Source organism: Streptomyces sp. MS191 (genome assembly GCF_008042125.1).
Classification (GTDB): Bacteria; Actinomycetota; Actinomycetes; order Streptomycetales; family Streptomycetaceae; genus Streptomyces.
In genome coordinates this window covers 1-1,999 of the sequence record NZ_RDBI01000011.1, presented here as the reverse complement: position 1 = coordinate 1,999, position 1,999 = coordinate 1, and the positions used below count along the sequence as shown (strand labels likewise).

At 75.4% G+C, this 1,999-nt stretch carries 1 protein-coding gene and 2 pseudogenes; 2 read left to right on the top strand and 1 reads right to left on the bottom strand.

Annotated elements, in window-relative coordinates; translation table 11 throughout:
- Nucleotides 1–314: pseudogene (locus EAO71_RS01840) on the top strand (heme A synthase); the annotation flags it as partial.
- Nucleotides 315–427: 113 nt separating this feature from the next.
- Here the strand turns inward: EAO71_RS01840 and EAO71_RS01835 are convergent.
- Nucleotides 428–1,003: pseudogene (locus EAO71_RS01835) on the bottom strand (amidohydrolase family protein); the annotation flags it as partial.
- A 42-nt stretch (nt 1,004–1,045) separates the two neighbouring features.
- Between EAO71_RS01835 and EAO71_RS01830 the strand changes: the two are divergent.
- On the top strand, nt 1,046–1,999 hold a 954-nt coding region (locus EAO71_RS01830; protein WP_147976000.1), incomplete at its 3' end, for a COX15/CtaA family protein.

Genomic DNA, 1,999 nt, shown 5'->3' with positions numbered 1-1,999 from the left:
CGCACGTCCACGCCATCGCCGCCTGGGTCGTCTGCGCGCTCGCGCTGGCCATGTGGCTGGTACTGCGCGTGGTGGACGCCCCGGACGACACCCGGGCCCGGGCGCGCGACCTGATCGTCGTGCTCCTCGCCCAGGGCGGGATCGGCTACGTCCAGTACTTCACCGGCGTCCCCGAGATCCTGGTCGCGGCCCACATGCTCGGCTCCGCGCTGATGTGGATCGCGGTCCTGCGGCTCCTCCTGAGCCTGCGGGAGCGCCCGGTGACCACGCCCGGCATCCCGGCCCAGCCGGACGCGGCCCTCGCCTCCGCCTGAGCCGGACGCGACGCGCGTCGTCGCCCACCCCGTACGCGGCCCCCGCGACGCACTCCGTCGCCGGGGCCGCCCGCGTGTCCGGGCGCGCCGCAGCCCTGCCGCGCGCGGGGCGCTCAGCCCGCCAGTCCGTAGACCCGGCGCGCGTTGCCCGAGGCGATCATGGTGGCGACGCGCTGCGCGTCCGTACGCGACCAGGCGCCGTCGCCGACCCACTCGCCCAGCACCCGGTCGAGCGCGGCGCGGAAGACGCCCGCGGCGACCACGTGGAGCTCCGGCAGGGCCTGCGCCCCGCTGGAGAAGAGCAGCTTGCCGAAGGGCGCCAGTTCCAGGATCTCGGCGAGGACGGCGGCGGCGCGCGCGCCGGTGCGGGCGAGCACCGGGCCGAGGTCGGCGTGGACGTGCGGGAAGGCGCCGGTGAGCCGTGCCGTGTGGCGGTGGTCGGGGTAGCCGTGCAGCAGCACGAGGTCGGTACCGAGCCCGGCGGTGCGGGCGGCGAAGCCGGCGAGGGCGGCCGGGTCCCCCGTCCCGGCGTGGAGCTGGAGGGGCTTTCCGGTGGCCACGGCGATCCACAGCAGATGGCGCAGCAGGACGGGGTCGTCGAGCCGGCCTCCCGCCGGGCGGCACGCCAGCCAGCGTCCGGCGGCTCCGCGGACCTCTCCGGGCCCGGGCGGCTCGGTCGCGTACGCGAGTACCCACCCCCTCGTGAAAGCGTGCACAAGCCCCCGCCTACGATAGGGCCCGTGCAGACCCCCCTCGCCTTCATCGCCAGGCGCTGGACCCCGTCCCCCCGGACGCTCCGGCGCGCCGCGCTCTCCGCCGTCGTGATGAGCGTCGTCATCATCGTCACCGGTGGCGCGGTCCGGCTGACCGGATCCGGGCTCGGCTGCGACACCTGGCCCAAGTGCACCGACGACAGCCTCTTCGTCACGCCCGAGCAGGGCTTCCACGGAGCGATCGAGTTCGGCAACCGGATGCTGACCTACGTGCTGTCGGCGGCCGTCGGCTGGGCCATCGTGGCCGCCCGCTCCACCAAGCCGTGGCGACGCGGACTGACCCGGCTCGGCTGGGCCCAGTTCTGGGTCGTGATGAGCAACGCCGTGATCGGCGGGATCACGGTCTGGATGGGGCTGAACCCCTGGACGGTCGCCGGCCACTTCATCGCCGCCAACGGTCTGCTGACCGTCGCGGTGATCACCTGGCAGCGCGCCGGCGAGGGCGACACGACGCCCCGCCCGAGGGTCCCCGCGCCGGTCCGCAAGCTGGGCTGGGCGATCGTCGCGGCCTCCGCCGCGCTGATCGTGCTCGGCACCTCCGTGACCGGCTCCGGCAAGCACGCCGGCGACAAGAGCGAGGTCCCGCGGATGCCGTGGGACTGGACCGCCGCCGCGCACGTCCACGCCATCGCCGCCTGGGTCGTCTGCGCGCTCGCGCTGGCCATGTGGCTGGTACTGCGCGTGGTGGACGCCCCGGACGACACCCGGGCCCGGGCGCGCGACCTGATCGTCGTGCTCCTCGCCCAGGGCGGGATCGGCTACGTCCAGTACTTCACCGGCGTCCCCGAGATCCTGGTCGCGGCCCACATGCTCGGCTCCGCGCTGATGTGGATCGCGGTCCTGCGGCTCCTCCTGAGCCTGCGGGAGCGCCCGGTGACCACGCCCGGCATCCCGGCCCAGCCGGACGCGGCC